16 protein-coding genes are annotated in these 13,750 nt (G+C 66.6%); 6 read left to right on the top strand and 10 right to left on the bottom strand.

Annotation, left to right across the window (positions count from 1 at the left end; genetic code table 11):
* Nucleotides 1-202 precede the first annotated feature (202 nt).
* Nucleotides 203-2,575 (top strand): RNA polymerase sigma factor RpoD, encoded by a 2,373-nt coding sequence (gene rpoD / locus KIT53_RS02560; protein ID WP_297747164.1) that lies wholly within the window; start codon nucleotides 203-205, stop codon nucleotides 2,573-2,575.
* A gap of 84 nt (nucleotides 2,576-2,659) precedes the next feature.
* Here the strand turns inward: rpoD and KIT53_RS02555 are convergent, their stop codons facing one another.
* Entirely contained in the window at nucleotides 2,660-3,457 is a 798-nt protein-coding gene (locus tag KIT53_RS02555; RefSeq protein ID WP_297747161.1) for a hypothetical protein, read from the bottom strand.
* Nucleotides 3,450-4,157, bottom strand: coding sequence for a hypothetical protein (locus tag KIT53_RS02550; protein ID WP_297747157.1), 708 nt, complete (start codon nucleotides 4,155-4,157; stop codon nucleotides 3,450-3,452). The genes KIT53_RS02555 and KIT53_RS02550 overlap by 8 nt, the downstream gene beginning before the upstream one ends.
* 140 nt (nucleotides 4,158-4,297) lie before the next feature.
* Here KIT53_RS02550 and KIT53_RS02545 point away from each other — a divergent pair, with 140 nt between their 5' ends.
* Nucleotides 4,298-4,510 carry a helix-turn-helix transcriptional regulator gene (locus KIT53_RS02545; protein ID WP_297747155.1) on the top strand — a complete coding sequence of 71 codons (213 nt, stop codon included), beginning with the start codon at nucleotides 4,298-4,300 and terminating at the stop codon, nucleotides 4,508-4,510.
* A 1-nt stretch (nucleotide 4,511) separates the two neighbouring features.
* Here KIT53_RS02545 and KIT53_RS02540 read toward each other — a convergent pair whose 3' ends face one another.
* Both KIT53_RS02540 and KIT53_RS02535 read right to left on the bottom strand, forming a co-directional pair.
* Nucleotides 4,512-5,357, bottom strand: a complete 846-nt coding sequence (locus KIT53_RS02540) for a class III extradiol dioxygenase family protein (RefSeq protein WP_297747153.1) — start codon at nucleotides 5,355-5,357, stop codon at nucleotides 4,512-4,514.
* 26 nt (nucleotides 5,358-5,383) lie between these two features.
* Nucleotides 5,384-5,734 (bottom strand): protocatechuate 4,5-dioxygenase subunit alpha, encoded by a 351-nt coding sequence (locus tag KIT53_RS02535; protein WP_297747150.1) that lies wholly within the window; start codon nucleotides 5,732-5,734, stop codon nucleotides 5,384-5,386.
* Between the two features lie 79 nt (nucleotides 5,735-5,813).
* Here KIT53_RS02535 and KIT53_RS02530 point away from each other — a divergent pair, with 79 nt between their 5' ends.
* Complete coding sequence (locus KIT53_RS02530; RefSeq protein WP_297747147.1) at nucleotides 5,814-6,746, top strand: LysR family transcriptional regulator; 933 nt, start codon at nucleotides 5,814-5,816, stop codon at nucleotides 6,744-6,746.
* Here the strand turns inward: KIT53_RS02530 and KIT53_RS02525 are convergent.
* Genes KIT53_RS02525 through KIT53_RS02505 form a run of 5 tightly spaced genes read right to left on the bottom strand, consistent with a single transcriptional unit; the run spans nucleotide 6,718 to nucleotide 10,632 of the window.
* Entirely contained in the window at nucleotides 6,718-8,088 is a 1,371-nt protein-coding gene (locus KIT53_RS02525; protein ID WP_297747143.1) for a HAMP domain-containing sensor histidine kinase, read from the bottom strand. The genes KIT53_RS02530 and KIT53_RS02525 overlap by 29 nt on opposite strands.
* Nucleotides 8,085-8,783 carry a response regulator transcription factor gene (locus KIT53_RS02520; protein WP_297747140.1) on the bottom strand — a complete coding sequence of 233 codons (699 nt, stop codon included), beginning with the start codon at nucleotides 8,781-8,783 and terminating at the stop codon, nucleotides 8,085-8,087. The genes KIT53_RS02525 and KIT53_RS02520 overlap by 4 nt, the downstream gene beginning before the upstream one ends.
* 9 nt (nucleotides 8,784-8,792) lie before the next feature.
* Nucleotides 8,793-9,143: a hypothetical protein gene (locus tag KIT53_RS02515; protein ID WP_297747137.1), complete on the bottom strand. Its 351-nt coding sequence runs from the start codon at nucleotides 9,141-9,143 to the stop codon at nucleotides 8,793-8,795.
* Complete coding sequence (locus KIT53_RS02510; RefSeq protein WP_297747134.1) at nucleotides 9,121-9,591, bottom strand: Spy/CpxP family protein refolding chaperone; 471 nt, start codon at nucleotides 9,589-9,591, stop codon at nucleotides 9,121-9,123. The genes KIT53_RS02515 and KIT53_RS02510 overlap by 23 nt, the downstream gene beginning before the upstream one ends.
* Before the next feature lie 57 nt (nucleotides 9,592-9,648).
* Entirely contained in the window at nucleotides 9,649-10,632 is a 984-nt protein-coding gene (locus KIT53_RS02505; protein ID WP_297747131.1) for a LysR family transcriptional regulator, read from the bottom strand.
* A gap of 78 nt (nucleotides 10,633-10,710) precedes the next feature.
* On the opposite strand from KIT53_RS02505, the gene uraD reads away from it, so the two are divergent.
* Genes uraD through KIT53_RS02490 form a run of 3 tightly spaced genes read left to right on the top strand, consistent with a single transcriptional unit; the run spans nucleotide 10,711 to nucleotide 12,682 of the window.
* Nucleotides 10,711-11,310 carry a 2-oxo-4-hydroxy-4-carboxy-5-ureidoimidazoline decarboxylase gene (gene uraD, locus KIT53_RS02500; protein ID WP_297747128.1) on the top strand — a complete coding sequence of 200 codons (600 nt, stop codon included), beginning with the start codon at nucleotides 10,711-10,713 and terminating at the stop codon, nucleotides 11,308-11,310.
* On the top strand, nucleotides 11,307-12,296 hold the full coding sequence (locus tag KIT53_RS02495) for a tripartite tricarboxylate transporter substrate binding protein (RefSeq protein ID WP_297747125.1): 990 nt from the start codon (nucleotides 11,307-11,309) through the stop codon (nucleotides 12,294-12,296). Before uraD ends, KIT53_RS02495 begins: the two co-directional genes overlap by 4 nt.
* 14 nt (nucleotides 12,297-12,310) lie before the next feature.
* Nucleotides 12,311-12,682 (top strand): hydroxyisourate hydrolase, encoded by a 372-nt coding sequence (locus KIT53_RS02490; protein WP_297747122.1) that lies wholly within the window; start codon nucleotides 12,311-12,313, stop codon nucleotides 12,680-12,682.
* Nucleotides 12,683-12,688: 6 nt separating this feature from the next.
* Here the strand turns inward: KIT53_RS02490 and KIT53_RS02485 are convergent, their stop codons facing one another.
* A complete protein-coding gene (locus tag KIT53_RS02485; protein ID WP_297747120.1) occupies nucleotides 12,689-13,690 on the bottom strand; it encodes an aldo/keto reductase in 1,002 nt (333 codons plus the stop codon).
* Nucleotides 13,691-13,750: the final 60 nt, after the last annotated feature.

Below are 13,750 nucleotides of genomic sequence, written 5' to 3'. Positions count from 1 at the left end.
CTCGGTAGCCCCCCAGGGCACCGGCGGAACCCCGCAAGGACTGCACACCAAATGTTCGCCCCCACAGCTTGCAGGCCCGCTTTTTCCGGCAAGAAGCGGGTGTCGTGCCAGACAAGATCCCCGGAGCGGTCCGCCCAGCGCGGCCTTCTGGCGTCTTGCGTGTGATCTGCCGGTTCCTGTTCGACATTTTTTTGAGGTCCTCATGCCCGCGAAGAAATCCAGTACGCCCGCCGTGTCCAGCGCCAAGACAGCCCAGAAGGCCAGCGCCCGTGGTGCCGCCGCCGCACCGGCCAAGCCCCCGAAGAAAGCCCCCGCTGTGACCCAGAAAACCCCTGTCAAGGCTGCCCCGAAGGCCGCTGCCCCCAAGAAGACCACCAGCAAGACCAAGCCCGAGGCGGCCGACACCGAATTGCTGGACGAAACCCCGGCCAAGAAGAAAGCCGGCCGCCCGGCCAAGGCTGCCGCACCGGCAACCGCCGACAAACCCGCCGCCAAGCGAGGCCGCAAACCGAAGGCCGATGCCAAAGGCAAGGGCAAAGCCGATGCGGACCTGGACGACGACGCGGACCTGAGCGACATCGAGGACGATCTGGCTGGCGAGGAAACGGAAGCCGAAGCGGTCGATACCTCCGCCTCGCAGGTGACCGAAAAGGTCAAACCCCTGCGCATGAAGATCAGCAAGGCCAAGGAACGCGCGCTGATGAAGGAGTTCGGGCTGGACGAGACCATCCTGTCCGAAGAAGAAGCCCGCAACCGCCGGGAGCGCCTCAAGACCCTGATCAAGCTGGGCAAGACGCGCGGCTACCTGACGCACGGCGAGATCAACGACCACCTGCCCGACAAGCTGGTGGAAGCCGAGACGCTGGAAGTGGTGGTCTCGCTGCTCAACGACATGGGCGTGGCCGTCTACGAGCAGACACCCGACGCCGAGACCCTGCTCCTGAACAACACCGGACCGACCGCCGCTACCGAGGAAGAGGCGGAAGAGGAAGCCGAAGCCGCCCTGTCCACGGTGGACAGCGAGTTCGGCCGCACGACCGATCCGGTGCGCATGTACATGCGCGAGATGGGCACCGTGGAACTGCTGACGCGCGAGGGTGAGATCGAGATCGCCAAGCGCATCGAAGGCGGCCTCAACGACATGATGGCCGCCATCAGCGAGAGCCCGGCAACGATCGCCGAGATCCTCGCGATGTCCGAGGATATCCGTGAGGGCAAGGTCGTGATCTCCACCGTGGTGGATGGATTTTCCGATGCCGACGAGGCCGACGACTACGTGGCCGAGGAAGACTTCGACGACTACGACGAAGCCGACGACGACGACGGCAAGGGTGGCTCCAAGGCACTCACGCGCAAGCTGGAGGAACTCAAGCGCGAGGCGCTGTCGCGCTTCGACACCATGCGCGTGCAGTTCGAGAAGCTGCACAAGACCTACGACAAGGAAGGCTACGGCAGCCCGACCTACCTGAAGACGCAGAAGGCGATCACCGAGACGCTCATGTCGATCCGCTTCACCGCGAAGGCGATCGAGAAGCTGTGCGGTACGTTGCGCAGCCAGGTCGACGAGGTGCGCAAGAAGGAGCGCGAGCTGCGCCGCATCATCGTCGACAAGTGCGGCATGCCGCAGGAGAAGTTCATTGCCGAGTTCCCGGTCAACCTGCTCAACCTGAAATGGGTGGAGAAGCAGGCGGCCGCCGGCAAGGCCTGGAGCGTGGTGATGGAACGCAACATCCCGCCGATCCAGGAACTGCAGCAAGGCCTGATCGACATCCAGAGCAGCGTGGTCGTGCCGCTCACCCATCTCAAGGACATCCACAAGCGGATGAACGAGGGCGAGGCGACTTCACGCGATGCGAAGAAGGAGATGATCGAGGCCAACCTGCGCCTGGTGATCTCCATCGCGAAGAAGTACACCAACCGCGGCCTGCAGTTCCTGGATCTGATCCAGGAGGGCAACATCGGTCTGATGAAGGCGGTGGACAAGTTCGAATACCGCCGTGGCTACAAGTTCTCGACCTACGCCACTTGGTGGATCCGCCAGGCCATCACGCGCTCGATCGCCGACCAGGCGCGCACCATCCGGATTCCGGTGCACATGATCGAGACCATCAACAAGATGAACCGCATCAGCCGCCAGCATCTGCAGGAGTTCGGCTTCGAGCCCGATGCGTCCATCCTGGCCGAAAAGATGGAGATGCCCGAGGACAAGATCCGCAAGATCATGAAGATCGCGAAGGAGCCGATCTCGATGGAAACCCCCATCGGTGACGACGACGATTCGCACCTGGGCGACTTCATCGAGGATCAGGCCAATACCGCCCCCATCGAGGCGGCCATGCAGGCTGGCCTGCGCGAAGTGGTCAAGGAGATCCTGGACAGCCTCACGCCGCGCGAAGCCAAGGTGCTGCGCATGCGCTTCGGCATCGAGATGTCCACCGACCACACGCTGGAAGAAGTGGGCAAGCAGTTCGATGTGACGCGTGAACGCATTCGGCAGATCGAGAGCAAGGCGGTGCGCAAGCTCAAGCACCCGAGCCGTTCGGACAAGCTGCGCAGCTTCATCGATACGCTGTAAGCACGGCACTGCGCCGCGCTGGGCGGCGTCACATGCGGCCACATGCGAAGAGGGAGCCTCATGGCTCCCTCTTGCTTTTTCTCGCTACCGCACCCCCAGCATCCAGCCTTCCAACTCGGCCACGCCACGCTCCATCGAACTCAGCGGTGGATCGAAACAGGACGGCAAGGCGCCGCGCTCAGCCATGTCGGCCATCCAGCGCGCGGTGGCGTACGCATCGTGCTCGTCGCTGTCGCGCGGGCCCTGCGGATACCGCCTGCGAAACAACGCGGGGTGCACCTCGACGACCACCGGTCGGTCCGGCGGCAGGCGCCAGCCGTCGAAAGGCCAGAAGTGAATGCCCTCGCCCACTTCGTCGCGCAACCACTTGAGCCAAGGAATGCCCGCGTGGGCTGCCTTGGCCACGGCACCGTGCGTACCGAACAGAAAGACGCTGCGGGCCGCAGGCGTCCACCGTTCGGTCAACCGAAGTCCGTCACCGTGCGCGGCTGCGGTCGGGATCGCCCCGCGCTGTCGCTGCAAACGCCTTCGCAGGGAATCCACCACCACACGCTCCTGGTGGGTAGGCCAGTACGTGGTGAAGTTGTTCAGAAAGGCGGGCCAGGCCTTGAGCTGGTGCTGACCAAAGTGTGAGAGCGGCATGGAAAAGCCATGCCCAATGCCGGCCAGGAAACGGTTACCGCGCCGCGCCTCGTTTCGCAGGCATTCCGCCACCTCGCGGCGATTCCAGAAGGCTGCCCCGCCCTGCACATTGAGAGCCGGGCTCTGCCAGCACTGGGCGCCTTGGGCTCCGGGAAATGCCGCAAACACCTGCAGCCCGCGCAGGCGTGTGAGAGCGGTCTGGGCCCCCGAATAGTCGATGCCGATGAAACAGTCAAACATGGCCTTCGCCCCTCTCGGGCGCCAGCGACGCCCGGTCGATGAGTGCATGCAGCCGGCGAGCCGCTGCCGAGCGCAGCCCCGGCTCGCCCAGCCGCAGGAGGTCCAGCAAGGCGAGCATTTCGTGGAGCTTTTCATCCTGCAAGGCGGCGTAAGGCGCACTGGGGTGCAGCGGCTCCACCCCTTCCCCTTGCGCCGGACCCTGCGGATGCGGCCAGACCCAGGCGTCCGCGCCGCCCCCCACCTCGGGAAGACCCAATGCCTGAACCACCGCCATCACACCCAGGCCGGTGGGCACCCCAGGCCCGCCGGGCTGGCGCACGGCGGCGAAGGCGTAGCGCGCGCCGTGCACGGCGAACTCGGCCAGATGGGCCTCATGCGCACGCACGGGGTTGTCGTCTGCCGCACCGGCATCGTGGACCGACCCTGGGCGCACCGGCGAGCGACGCGCGCGCCTGGGGCGCACCCCTACGTGGTAAGCCGTGCCGGGCTCGCTCAAGAGGGCCGACTCCGGAGCCTGCACCGCCGGCCAACCCGCGGCGGGCTCCATCAGCAGCCCCGCCTGCAACCCACGTTTCACGCAGGCATGGACTTCGGATGCGCTCAGGCCGAGCTCCTGCGCGAGACTGGCATAGGTCCAGCGCCGGCCCGCGCAGGCAATCAGTTTCAGGGATACCAGAAGGTCTTGAGGTTTGAGCTGCATTGAATTCTGTATTCTTAAATCAAGAATACAGAATGTACGCAATCATCAGACAACTGGCAAGCAGAATTGTTTTGGATCATGGTTCATGTCACGAATAGTGGGTTCTCGATCAGTGAACATTACCACACCATGCGCGACACATGTCCCTCCTGCGTCAATCCTTCGGCCAGCGCGTACGCGAACTGCGCCTGGCAGCCGGCCTGAAGCAGGACGAGTTCGCCGACCGCTGCGGTTTTGCGCGTTCCTACATGTCGCGCATCGAGACGGGAGGTGCCAACCCCTCCCTGGATGCGATCGAGGTGCTGGCCGCCGCGCTGCGGGTCTCCGTCCGCGACCTCTTCCCTCCCGCCTGATTCAGGCGGCTTCCAGCGCCATCACCGCCGTCGCGGTGTTCGAGATCGGGATGTGGTAGTTGGTGTGCAGACGCCGCACACGAGGCCCGGCGGCGGTGAGCGCGCCGCGCATGGCCAGCCACTGGAGCAACTCCACGCCCTGGGTACCGGCTTTCTCCACGATCTCGTGGCTGCTGAACTGCGTGGCCCATTCTGGGTTGCTCTCCAGGCTGTCCAGGAACTGCAGGTCGAACGCCTTGTTGATGAAGCCCGCGCGTTCGCCATCGAGCTGGTGGGACAGCCCGCCCGAGGCGATCACCGCCACCTTCTTGTCGCTGTCCCAGTTGCAGATGGCTTCGCCCACCGCCTTGCCCATGGCGTAGACGCGCGAGGCCTTGGGCAAGGGAAACTGCACCGTGTTGATGCACACCGGCACCACGCTCACCGGGCAATCGCCGTCCGGCCAGAACAGTTTGAGCGGCAGCGTACAGGCATGGTCGACCAGCATTTCCTGGCAACTCACGATGTCGAACTCTTTCTCCACCAGCGCGTCGATGAGGTGCCAGGACAGCGCCGGCTCTCCCTTGAAAGGCGGCAGCGTGGGAATGCCCCAACCCTCATCAGCGTTGTGGTACTCGGCGGCGGCGCCGATGGCGAAGGTCGGCATCTTGTCCAGGAAGAAGTTCAGGCCGTGGTCGTTGTAGAACATGACCACCACATCCGGCTTCTCGCGGCCCAGCCACTCGCGTATGGGCGGAAAACCGTCGAAAAAAGGTTTCCAGTACGGGTCCTGCTGCAGTCCCTTGTGGATGGCGCCGCCGATGGCGGGAATATGGGAAGTGCCGAGGCCGCCGATGAGTGTTGCCATGGTGTGGGTGCTCCGTGGTGTGGGGGTTATTGCAGATTGGCGGCCACCAGCTTGGCCTTGAACTGCTCCTTGGTCAGGCCGGTCTGCTGTGCACCGATGTCCTGCATGTCGAGCTTGAAGATGCCGGCGAACTTGGCCAGGTAGTAGGCGTTGCCGCCGGCCGCGAGCAGTTGCAGCACATTGCGCGAACGGATGGCGGCGGCCTGCTGTTCGTTCAGGCCATAGCGGCGCATATAGCCCTCCTCGTCGGCGAGGAAGGCATTGCGGTTGACCTCCTCGTTGAACGAGAAACACATCTTGTTGAGGGCATATCCCTTGCGGGCCTGTTCACCGTCAAACAGCACAGTGCCAGGGATGGGCGTCTGAGAAGGATTCATGGGCGTCTCCGTGAGGTGGAATGGCCTCAGTATTCCCAACCCATTGCCAAAGATAAACAGATGAATAATCATCAGACACATGAGCAAATTCGATTGGTCAGATCTGGACGCCCGTCTGTTGCAACTCCTCGTGGCGGTGGTGGAAACCGGCTCGGTCACCGGAGCCGCACAGCGACTGGGTGTCACGCAGTCGGCGGTGAGCCACCTGCTGGACAAGCTGCGGGGCATCACCGGGGATGCCCTCTTCGTGCGCAGTGGGCGTGGCATCGTGGCCACTGCACGCGCGGAAGCCCTGGCGGTGCGCGCCCGCGAACTGCTGGGCGACCTGGAGCGCTTCGCGCGCTCGGGGGCCTTCGCTCCCGCGCAGTGGCAGGCCACGTTCACCATCGCTGCGAACGACTTTCAGCGCGACCTGCTGTTGCCCAGCCTTCTGAGCAGGCTGCGCGAGCAGGCCCCTGGCGTGGCCCTGCGTGTGGTGCCTTCGAACATCCCGTCGCTCGACATGCTGCGCCATGAGCACTGCCAACTGGCCATCACCCCGCGCCCGCCAGACGGAGGCGACATTGTCCAGAAGCGCCTGTTCGAGGACCGCTACCGCGTGTTCTACGACCCGGGAAGTCGCGAGCCCCCTCGCACCAGGGCCGAGTACCTCGCCGCGGACCACGCCACCGTGGTCTATGAGCCCCGGCGGGCACTGGACATCGACCAGCACCTGCTCGCGCACGGCGTGCACCGCCGCTTCGCGGTCATGGTGCCGGGCTTCGCGGGACTGCCACCCTTTCTACTGGGCAGCAAGCTGCTGGCCACCGCGCCTGGCCTGTGGCAGCGCTCGCCGCTGATGCGGGGACTGGCCAGCGCGCGGGTGCCCGTGCCCTGCCCGACCATGCCGATGTACATGGTGTGGCACCTGCGCCATCAGCACGACCCGGCCCACCAGTGGCTGCGCACGCAGCTCGAGGCCGTGGCACAGCCACTGCGCGGGCTCAGCCAGGCAACGGCAGGCTCACGCTGACGGCCAGTCCCGGGTACGCATTGCGCACGGCGAAGGTGCCGCCGTGGGCTTGCGCAACCAGCCGGCACAGGTACAAGCCCAGGCCCACGCCACCCGCGCTGCGGGTGCGGGCCGCGTCCGGACGGAAGAAGGGCTGAGCCAGCTGGGGCAACTGGTCCTCGGGCACACCGGGGCCGTGGTCACGCACCTCTATCTGCACGCCGCGTCTCGCGCCGGCCTCCTCGAGCCGGATGTGCAGTTCAACCGGATGAGGCGCGGCGGCGCTGTGACGCAGCGCGTTGTCCAGCAGATTGCGCAACAGCAGGCGCACGCGCACGCGGTCCACTGACAGCACCGGCAGGTCGGGTGCGATGTCGAGCCGGACGCCACGGGCGGGCGGCTGCGTGATGGCCAGTTCGTCGATCACTTCTCGCGCCAGCGTCCCGAGCCCCGTGGACTCGCGGTGCAAGGCCTGGTGGCGCCCCGCCAGGCGTTCGCTCTCCAGCAGATCGCTGATCAAGCGAGCCATGTCGCCCAGATCCCTGAGCAAGGCCTCGCGCTGTGCCAACACGTCGCCGGTCTCCGGCAGCAGCTCGGTATTGAGCCGGGCACGGGTGAGCGGACTGCGCAGCTCGTGGCTGATGGCCAGCAGCAGCGCGCGCTGGGCTTCCAGCATCTGGGCAATGTCGCGCCCCATGGTGTTGATGGTGCCGGCCAGCTGGCCCAGTTCGTCGGGTCCTTGCGGATGACGCACTGGAATGGGTTGGCCGAACTCGCCGGCCCCGAACCGCTGCGCCCCCTGGCGGATGTCGTCCAGCGGACGCAGCAGATGCCGCACATACAGGTAGGCCAGCAACGTGAGTGTGAACAGGATGGCCAGCGCGTAGCCGATGATTTTCGGGCGACGCTCGAAGGTGTCTTCATGGATGCCGAACTCGATGCGGTGACCGTCCGCGGTCGTGCGGCTCAGCAGCAGGTTCCAGTCGCGCCCGTCGCCACCTTCAAGGCCGGCACGCTCACGCCTCCAGTGCGGCCGCTCCTGCCCTGGGTGAGAACGCCAGTTCACCACCGGTCCGCTGATGTCCACCGTGACCGGCAGCCGCTGCGTGAGCGCGCGCGCCTTTTCCACATCCGGCACGCCACCAGCGGAGATGTCCGCTGCCAGACGGTCCACATAGTCCATGAGCAAAGGGCGCGCCGCCTCGCGCCAGCCCACGGAAAACGCCTTCTGGGCTCCACTGATGAAAGTGAAGGCCATGCCCATGGCCAGCAGCAGGAACACCAGCACCAGGCGCAGCTTGAGCGAGCACCGCAGCGCAGCAAGCGCACGGCGGTACCAAGGCGTCGCCGGCACCGTGCTCATGGCGCTTCACGCCGCAGGGCCAACGAATAGCCAGCGTTGCGCAGCGTCTTGATGCAGTCCAGCGGCTCCAGCTTGCGCCGCAAACGGCTCACCACGATGTCCACGGCGCGGGTATAGAGCTCGGCATCGTGGCCGCGCAACTGGTTGAGGATGTCGTCGCGGCTGAACACGCGCCCGGGCTCGCGCGCCAACAGATGCAGCAGCTCGAACTCGGTGCCCGTGAGATCGACCACCTCGCCCTGGCGCGTCACGCTGCGGCGAGCCGGATCCAGCGTGAGGCCTTCGAACACCAGCACATCCGGGGCGGCCGGCACGGCCGAAGGACCGTTCTGACCGCGGTGCCGCCGCAGCACGGTCTGTATGCGCGCCACCAGTTCACGCGGCTCAAAGGGCTTGGGCAGGTAGTCGTCCGCACCGAGCTCCAGTCCCACCACGCGGTCCATCACGTCGCCACGCGCGGTCAGCATCACCACGGGAATGTCGCTTTCCTTGCGGATGGTGCGGCACAGCTCGAAGCCGTCCATCTCCGGCAGCATCACGTCCAGGATGGCCACGTCAAAGCCCCCGCCGCGCAGCCGCGCCAGCCCTTCACTGGGCTTGAGCGCATGGGTGAGCGCCAGCTCGAACCGCTGGAAATAGGTCGCCAGCGGAGGACCCAGCTGTTCGTCGTCGTCAATCAGCAGGACACGGTGCATGCGGCATTCTCACACCATCGCACCACCGTCCGGGCGGCTCAGCGCACGGTGGCGCAGGATGAGCCGGCGCAGGCGTTGCTGGGACGCGCGGTCCAGGGCATCGAAGCGATCGGCCACCGACAGGATGGCTGGCAACGTGAGCACCGCCGCGGCCGGCTGGCGCCGTGAAAGCCGGGCCCACAGGCCCAGCGCGTGTTCGCGGTCGAAGCGGGGGCCCCACACCAGGGCCAGCAGTTCGTCGTGCGGATCATCGGCCTGCGCCAGCAGCGCAGGCCCATGCTCACGCAAGGGACGCCCGATGGGCTCCAGCATCATGGACATGGCCACCCCGACCGGCTCAGCCGCGCGAGAACCAGCCATGGCGCTTGGACAGTCGCTCGCGCACCTCGGCCTGCTGGGTGGGGTTGAGGCTGTCGTAAAAGTCGGCCAGCGCGGTGATGACCTCGGGGCTGGTGACCTGCACCACACGGGTCTTCTCGTCGAGCAGGCTCAGGGCCCGGGCGCGGTCGAACTTGTCACCCGCCACCAGTGCGCCCATTTCGGCGCGCGGATTCGTGGTCTGGCCGATGAGCGCGGTGCGCTGCGCCTGCACCTTGTCGGCCAGCACGCCCAGTTTCTGTTGCTGCTCGGCGTTGAGGTCGAGCTTGCGTGTGATGCGATCCACCACCTTGCCACGGATCTCGGCCGCGCGCTCCGCGCTCATGGGGCCGGACTCGTGGTGACCGCGCGACGAGCAAGCGGCCAGGCCGCCGATGGCGATGGAGATGCCGGTGAAGGCCATGAGGGAGCGCTTGATCCAGGGTTTCATGACGGTGTCCTTTGTGAAGAGGGGTTGAACATGTCCGTCATGGTGCCGCGGCCTCTCTCAGCCGGGGTTTCGACGCGGTTTCGGTTTTTTTCGGTTTGTTTCAGCCCCCGCCGAACGAACCCGGGCCAGGTAGTCCTGCACGTGCTCACCCAGGCGCTCGGCCACCATGCGCGCGATGCGTGGCAGCGCGCGCCCCGCGCTCACGGCCACGCCCACCGTCTGCGGCTGCGCGCTGCGGTCCTTGAGCGGCACGAACCGCAACTGCCCGGCGAGGATCTCCGGCCCCGCGTCCAGCTCGGAGGTGAGCGCGACATGGCTGCCACTGCGCACCAGGCTTTTGACGAGCTGCAAGGAGTTGGTCACCAGCGGTGGCCGCGCTTCCTGCAGCAGCCAGTTGTGGCGACGCTCCAGATAACGGCGGATCGCCAGCACGCGGCTCTGCGCCGCCAGCGGCCAGGCAGCGACGTCCTTGAAAGTGGCATGCGGCTCGCCCGCCAACGGATGGGAAGGAGCAACCACGCAGCCCAGCGGCAGGTCTGCACTGGTCACCAGATGCAGTTCGCGCGAGGGCTTGAGGTTGAAGGCCACGGCGATGTCCACCTCTCCCGCGCGAAGGTGCTGCACCGCCTCGTCGGTGCTGACGATCTCCACTTCCAGCACGATGCCAGGGTGTTCGCTGGCCACCGCCTGCACGAACTCGGGCAGCAGACCATTGACGTGGCTGTCCATCGCGGCCAGCCGCAACTGCCCCTGGCTGACACCTTGCAGGTGCTTGATGTCGGAGAGTGTGCGGTTGAGATCGGCCTTCCAGCGCAGCGACAGCGCCAGCAGCAGTTCGCCAGCGGCCGTCAGCCGCATGCCGCGCGGCTGGCGTTCGAACAGGGGCACGCCCAGATCCTCTTCCAGCAGCAGGATGTGCCGGTCGATGGCGGACGCGGAGATCGACACCTCGCGCGCGGCCGCCTGCACCGAACCCAGTTGCGCGACCGCCGACACGTAGCGCAGCGCCTTGGGATGCAAGAGGTTGTTGAGCTTGCTCATCCGTTCTGAAAATTGGAATGGAACGTGGCGAATTATGCGATGGACAGCAACGCAATGGCGACGCACACTGCGGCCGAAATGAACACCTCGCGGACCCCGCCACTGAACTGGAGCGCCTTCGCCGCGCTGGACCGGGAAGCCTTTTCCCGGCACCTGGCCTCGGTGGTGGAACACGCCCCATGGGTGGCGCAGCGCGCCTGGGCGCGGCGGCCCTTTGCCGACTGGCAGGCCCTGTTCGAGGCGATGTCGGCCGAGATCCAGAGCGCGAGCGACGCCGAACAACTGGGCTTGCTGCGCGGCCACCCGGAGCTCGCGGGCCAGGAAGCGCGCGCCGGCACCATGACGCCGGATTCGCAAGGCGAACAGGGCCGCCTGGGCCTGCTCGCCCTGGATGCGGAGACGGTGCAGCGCATAGACACCCTCAACCAGCGCTACCGCTCGCGCTTTGGATTCCCGTTCATCGTGGCGCTGCGCCTGCACCCCTCTCTGGCGTCGGTGCTGCAGGCCTTCGACGAGCGCTCGCGCCACGACCCCGACACCGAACGCCGGGAAGCCCTGCACCAGGTCTGCGAAGTGATGCGCGGACGCCTGGCGCACGCCGTGGCCACCGCGCTGCCCACCACCGATTCCCCGTCCGCCCCCCCGCCCGCCCATCACCTCGCAGGAAACCCGTCATGAACCTCCTCCGCCGCGCCTCCCTGGCCGTCGCAGCCGCCACGCTGCTGCCCCTCCTGGTCACCACCCCATCTGTCGCGCAGGCCCAGGCCTGGCCGCAGAAGCCGATCCGCATCGTCGTCACCTTCTCGCCCGGCGGCTCGTCCGACATCGTGGCCCGCCTGCTGCAGCCAGGCCTGCAGGAAAAGCTCGGCCAGACCGTGATCGTGGAAAACAAGCCTGGTGCGGGCAGCACCATCGGCGCCGCCGAGGTGGCGCGCGCCGCGCCCGACGGCTATACCCTGCTGCTGTCCAATACCGCGCCCATGAGCATTTCGCCGTTCATGATGGACAAGGCCCCCTACGATCCGGTCAAGAGCTTCACCCATGTCGCCTACATCGGCTCGGTGCCCAATGTCTTCGTGGTCCACCCCTCGGTTCCGGCACGCACCATGCCCGACCTGGTCAAGTGGATCAACGCGCAGTCCAAGCCGGTGAACTACGGCTCCGGCGGCGTGGGCTCGATCGGACACATCGTCGGCGAAATGTTCAAGCAGCAGTACAAGCTCAACATGGAACACGTGCCTTACAAAGGTTCGTCGCCGATGCACAACGACCTGCTGGGCGGCACGCTGCAGTTCGCCGTGGACACCCTCACCCAGAACGTGCCCTACATGAAAGACGGCAAGCTCGTCGGCCTGGCCATCACCTCGCGCAGCCGCGCGGCCATGTCGCCGGACGTGCCCACCGTGGTGGAGGCGGGCTATCCCAAGCTGGTGGCGGAGAACTTCCTTGGCATCTCGGCGCCCGCCGGCGTGCCGCGCGAGGTGGTCGACAAGGTGCACAAAGCCATGGCAGAGGTGGTGGCCCGGCCCGACGTGGCCAAACGCCTGGCCGACCTGGGCGTGGTGCCCGAAGCGATGACGCCGGCCGAGTTCACCCGCTTCGTCACCGACCAGGTGACAGAATGGGCGCCCGCCGTGAAAGCCTCCGGCGCGCGCCTGAACTGAAAGGAACCCTCATCATGAGCAGCGGCGGACTCTCCATCCATTGTGTGGACGTGGCCAGCGGCCGGGTCGCCGAAGGCCTGCAGGTGCGCGTGCTGCGCCTGGATGCCACCGGCCAGCCGCAGGAGCCGGCCCTGGCCGAGGGCCGTGTGGGTCCCACCGGGGTGTTTCAGCATCCGGCGCTCATGAGCGAGGCGATCACGGCTGGCGGCTACGAGGTGCGTTTCGCCGTGGGCGACTTCTACCGCAGCCAGGGGGCCCAGGTGCCCTCTCCCGCCTTCCTTGAAGCCGTGCCCTACCGCTTTCACATCGCCGACGCGCGCCAGCACTACCACCTGCCATTCAAGTTCACGGCCTGGGGCTTCTCCCTGTTCCGCGGCGGCGCCTGACGGGCCTTAGTACGTCTCCGTGTCGACTTCGCGGTTCGACTGCTCGGCGTAGCGGTTGCCGCTCACCGTGCGCTGGTTGATCAAGGCGTCCAGGCGGGCCAGCACGTCCGCGCTGAGCTTCACGCCATCCGCACCGAGGTTCTCGCGCAGGTGGTCCTCGCGCGAGGTGCCCGGAATCGGCAGGATGTCATCGCCCTGGTGCAGCAGCCAGGCGATGGCCAGTTGCGCCGGGGTACAACCCACCTCGCGCGCGATCGCCTGGTAGGGCGGCAGCAGCCTGAGGTTGGCCGCGTGGTTCTCCGGCGTGAAGCGCGGCATGGTGCGGCGGATGTCCTTGGCGTCCAGGGTGGCGAGGTCGATCTCGCCGCAGAGGAACCCTCGCGCCACCGGGCTGAAGGCCACGAAGGCCACGCCCAGCTCGCGGCAGGCCTGCAGCACCGCGATCTCGGGGTTGCGCGTCCACAGCGAATACTCGGTCTGCACGGCGGTGATGGGGTGCTCCGCGTGCGCCTTGCGCAAGGTGGCCGCCGAGACTTCGGAAAGGCCGATGCTGCGGATCTTGCCCGCACGGATCAGGTCGGCCAGCGCACCCACGCTCTCCTCCACCGGCACCTGCTTGTCCCAGCGGTGCAGGTAGTAGAGATCGATCACGTCGGTCTGCAGGCGCTTGAGCGCGGCCTCGCAAGTGGCGCGCAGAGTCTCGGGTCGGCCATCGATCACACGCACCAGCTTGCCGTCGCCCGCCACGTCCACGCCCTGCATGCCGCATTTGCTCGCCAGCGTGAAGCGGCTGCGGTGTGCGGAGAGCGTCTTGCCGACCAGCGTCTCGCTGGCTCCGAAACCGTACAAGGCAGCGGTGTCGAAGTGGGTCACGCCCTGGTCCAGCGCGCTGAGCAGCAGCCGCTGCGCATCCGCCGGTGGGATGGGTGCCCCGTAGGCGTGGCAGATGTTCATGCAGCCCAGGCCGATGGCCGAGACCTGGAAGGGGCCCAGTTGGCGTTGTTGCATTCGAAACTCCCGAAGTTCAAGGAAACGCCGCCGCCAGAGCACCCCGGCGGCACACGCCTT

This window comes from Hydrogenophaga sp. (assembly GCF_026125785.1).
In the GTDB taxonomy this organism is placed as follows: Bacteria; Pseudomonadota; Gammaproteobacteria; order Burkholderiales; family Burkholderiaceae_C; genus Hydrogenophaga.
Note: the sequence above shows the minus strand (reverse complement) of the source record. Positions and strands in the feature narration are given on the sequence as shown.

What these genes read in the sequence shown, in the direction of transcription:
- KIT53_RS02510 (WP_297747134.1), bottom strand. Translation starts at nt 9,591, where the DNA reads ATGAAACCCTGGATCAAGCGCTCCCTCATGGCCTTCACCGGCATCTCC.
- KIT53_RS02495 (WP_297747125.1), top strand. Translation starts at nt 11,307, where the DNA reads ATGAACCTCCTCCGCCGCGCCTCCCTGGCCGTCGCAGCCGCCACGCTG.
- KIT53_RS02505 (WP_297747131.1), bottom strand. Translation starts at nt 10,632, where the DNA reads ATGAGCAAGCTCAACAACCTCTTGCATCCCAAGGCGCTGCGCTACGTG.
- KIT53_RS02515 (WP_297747137.1), bottom strand. Translation starts at nt 9,143, where the DNA reads ATGGCTGGTTCTCGCGCGGCTGAGCCGGTCGGGGTGGCCATGTCCATG.
- rpoD (WP_297747164.1), top strand. Translation starts at nt 203, where the DNA reads ATGCCCGCGAAGAAATCCAGTACGCCCGCCGTGTCCAGCGCCAAGACA.
- KIT53_RS02545 (WP_297747155.1), top strand. Translation starts at nt 4,298, where the DNA reads ATGTCCCTCCTGCGTCAATCCTTCGGCCAGCGCGTACGCGAACTGCGC.
- KIT53_RS02540 (WP_297747153.1), bottom strand. Translation starts at nt 5,357, where the DNA reads ATGGCAACACTCATCGGCGGCCTCGGCACTTCCCATATTCCCGCCATC.
- KIT53_RS02525 (WP_297747143.1), bottom strand. Translation starts at nt 8,088, where the DNA reads ATGAGCACGGTGCCGGCGACGCCTTGGTACCGCCGTGCGCTTGCTGCG.
- uraD (WP_297747128.1), top strand. Translation starts at nt 10,711, where the DNA reads ATGAACACCTCGCGGACCCCGCCACTGAACTGGAGCGCCTTCGCCGCG.
- KIT53_RS02530 (WP_297747147.1), top strand. Translation starts at nt 5,814, where the DNA reads ATGAGCAAATTCGATTGGTCAGATCTGGACGCCCGTCTGTTGCAACTC.
- KIT53_RS02555 (WP_297747161.1), bottom strand. Translation starts at nt 3,457, where the DNA reads ATGTTTGACTGTTTCATCGGCATCGACTATTCGGGGGCCCAGACCGCT.
- KIT53_RS02490 (WP_297747122.1), top strand. Translation starts at nt 12,311, where the DNA reads ATGAGCAGCGGCGGACTCTCCATCCATTGTGTGGACGTGGCCAGCGGC.
- KIT53_RS02485 (WP_297747120.1), bottom strand. Translation starts at nt 13,690, where the DNA reads ATGCAACAACGCCAACTGGGCCCCTTCCAGGTCTCGGCCATCGGCCTG.
- KIT53_RS02535 (WP_297747150.1), bottom strand. Translation starts at nt 5,734, where the DNA reads ATGAATCCTTCTCAGACGCCCATCCCTGGCACTGTGCTGTTTGACGGT.
- KIT53_RS02520 (WP_297747140.1), bottom strand. Translation starts at nt 8,783, where the DNA reads ATGCACCGTGTCCTGCTGATTGACGACGACGAACAGCTGGGTCCTCCG.
- KIT53_RS02550 (WP_297747157.1), bottom strand. Translation starts at nt 4,157, where the DNA reads ATGCAGCTCAAACCTCAAGACCTTCTGGTATCCCTGAAACTGATTGCC.